The organism is Silvanigrella sp., from assembly GCF_044369315.1.
In the GTDB taxonomy this organism is placed as follows: domain Bacteria; phylum Bdellovibrionota_B; class Oligoflexia; order Silvanigrellales; family Silvanigrellaceae; genus Silvanigrella.
On record NZ_JBIPMD010000342.1, the window covers coordinates 1 to 2,635 of the forward strand.

The 2,635-nt window shown below is 33.0% G+C and carries 3 protein-coding genes; 1 reads left to right on the forward strand and 2 read right to left on the reverse strand.

Going from position 1 to position 2,635, the window contains the following annotated elements; all coding sequences use genetic code 11:
- Together ACIQ56_RS16530 and ACIQ56_RS16535 are read right to left on the reverse strand one after the other, a co-directional pair.
- A partial coding sequence (locus tag ACIQ56_RS16530; protein WP_397602136.1) for a S41 family peptidase occupies window positions 1-1,414 on the reverse strand: 1,414 nt, incomplete at its 3' end.
- A 10-nt stretch (window positions 1,415-1,424) separates the two neighbouring features.
- Window positions 1,425-1,901 (reverse strand): hypothetical protein, encoded by a 477-nt coding sequence (locus ACIQ56_RS16535; RefSeq protein ID WP_153418302.1) that lies wholly within the window; start codon window positions 1,899-1,901, stop codon window positions 1,425-1,427.
- On the opposite strand from ACIQ56_RS16535, the gene ACIQ56_RS16540 reads away from it, so the two are divergent.
- On the forward strand, window positions 1,900-2,526 hold the full coding sequence (locus ACIQ56_RS16540) for a DUF3025 domain-containing protein (RefSeq protein ID WP_397602137.1): 627 nt from the start codon (window positions 1,900-1,902) through the stop codon (window positions 2,524-2,526). The genes ACIQ56_RS16535 and ACIQ56_RS16540 overlap by 2 nt on opposite strands.
- Window positions 2,527-2,635: the final 109 nt, after the last annotated feature.

A 2,635-nucleotide genomic window follows, 5' to 3' on the forward strand; every position in this document is an offset into this window, starting at 1 on the left:
CAAGAGGACCAGAATAAGCAGGTTCTTTTACTTCTACAGCCAAAGTTCTTACATTTTTTTCTTTATCTTCTACTTGAGTGACAATGGGATCTTTAATAAATAATGCGACAATTCTTTGTGTTTCGGATAAATCACCGCCACCATTTCTTCTTAAGTCTACAAGAATTCCATCTACTTTAGATGCTTTTAATTTTTTTACCTCACGCAACATATCGTTTGATGAACTACGACATGAGCTTGGGTTATCTTGGCATCCTTTATAGTCAATGTAAAAACTTGGTAAGTTAATAATTCCTATTTTTTTATTATTTAAATTTATAATATCGCTTTTTGCTTCACTATCTTTAATTTGAACAATAGCTCTCTTTAAAGTAACGGTAAATCGATTCATTTTTCCGTCAAGATCTTTTCTTAAGATAACTAACTTAACAATTGTGCCTTCTTTTCCACGAATAAGTTGTACAACTTTACTTAAATCCATTTCAATGACATCTTGAATTCCAGTACCATCACCAGAATCTACGGCAACAATTTTATCATTCTTTTTTAATCGCCCATCTTTGGCAGCAGCACCACCAGGTACAATTGCATCTATTATGGTATAGCCATCAATGCCTCTTAAAGTAGCTCCAATTCCAACAAACTTTAAACTAAAATCCATTTGAAATTGCTGATTATCTACAGGAGTTAAAAAACTTGAATGAGGATCTAAGGAAAGAGCGAAAGCATTTAAAAATAAAGAATAAATATCGTCAGATGATTTGCCTTCCACATCTTTTTTAATTAAATCGTACCTTTTTGAAAGGCGTGTTTTTATTTTTTCAATTTCATCCGAATCTTTCATATTTAATATGATAAATTTAATTGTTTTGCGCCAACGATCTTTTAATTCTGCCGGAGAGTTTGCCCATTCTGTTTTTTTTCTATCGGTTTCAATAAACTCTTCTTTTGTGAAGTCGGGTTTTTCATTAAGTGCTGACTTCGCTAATAAAGTAGCTTCATTTAAACGTTTTTTATATCTTTCGTATATTCCATTTTCACCCGTTATGAGTCTACAATCATAATTATTAATATTTTTAAATAAACCAGGTTCCTGTTTCGTAAATTCAGAAATGTCTTCTTTTGTGAAATAAAGTTTTCCTGGATCAAGAAGTTTTATGAACATATCGAATGTTCTTTTAGACAGCTCTTCTTCAAAAGAACGGAAAACATAATGATTTTTTAAAAAATCTTTCATTCTGTCTGATAAAGTCGAACAGGTTAGAAAAGGGATTGCTGATTTTGTTGTTTTTTTAGCACTCTCTTCAGAGATAGCAAATTGAAAAGAAGGAATAATTTTAAAATATTGCCCTATTGGAACAACAATAGCTATCGCTGCAATTGTAAACAAAATTTTTCTTTTTGGTAAAGTCATTGAAAAGCTCTCACTTTCGTGTAGGAATTCTTAAATTCCTTCTTGAAAATCTTGATGGAATTGAAGACATATCTTCATCCTTATCTGTGTACACAATTGTTTTTTCCTGTGCACGAAATGATCGAGTAATATTTGTTCCACTTTTAAACTCGCTTAAATTTTGTTCACTATATGCTAGGCTATCATTTGTCTCAACAAATTTACCATTGAACCAATAAAAAATTTGTCCCTGATGAAATCGAATTCGGGCTTCTCCAGCTGCGTCAACTCTTTCATGAAGCTCATCTAAACGTGATTTAATTCTTTCATAATTATCATCAAATAAAGCAATAGCTAAAGAAGTCTCCTCCTCATCCGCTCGAACCGTAATACGATGACTAAATTTTTGCTTTAATTTTTCACGAAGAGAGCGTAAAACGCGATCGCGATCTGTAACCATAATTTCGGGATCGAGATCAAGTACTATATACAATGAGGCTAAATACATGGCGCACCCTAATGAAGCAAGGGTTGAAAAAAAAAGAGAGCACGTCCCCCAACCTACAATCAGATGCTGGGATTCGCAATTTTTGAGTTGCTCTGAGTTGTTCTTTCCTATTATGCCATATGGAAAGATTTTTTCAAACAACTCAGATTGGCCTAATTTAAATGAATTAAATGACAAAAAGCCGAAAGGAATCAAATCTTGGTCTGGGCACAATATACAGTTTGTTCTTCAAAAAGGAAATCGAAGTGCAGAAGGGTTTGAAAGTCTATATGAACCAAGAATTTTTTTAAAAGGAGAAGTTCGGACACGGCTTCAAAACTGGCACGATTTTTATAACGCCCAAATTTGGTATACTTTTCCTAAGTCAAAATCATCACTTAACATGAGACAGTTTATTTCATTTGATGAAAATGCTGTATTTCCCTGGAAAACATCTCCACCCTCGCGCATGCGGGAACAAGATTATATGACAATGTTTGATGAAGGTGGCTGTATTTTAGTTCAATGCGGATGTTTTTCTATCCCTTTTCTTTTTGGTCATGCTGTTTATGAAAGAATGATTTTAGGCGACCATAACATATCAATGTGTGCTATAAATATCGAATGTGATGTGTCCTCCCAATAAGTGCATTTTACAAACACAATGAATGGAATTAAATTTTTTATAGAGAGTGGTTTTTGATTTTGTTGATAGTATCAAGATAATTCCAAGGTAACCAATCTTTTGGGTTTTG

Coding starts and splice junctions, on each gene's coding strand:
- ACIQ56_RS16540 (WP_397602137.1), top strand. CDS start 1,900: ATGGCGCACCCTAATGAAGCAAGGGTTGAAAAAAAAAGAGAGCACGTC.
- ACIQ56_RS16535 (WP_153418302.1), bottom strand. CDS start 1,901: ATGTATTTAGCCTCATTGTATATAGTACTTGATCTCGATCCCGAAATT.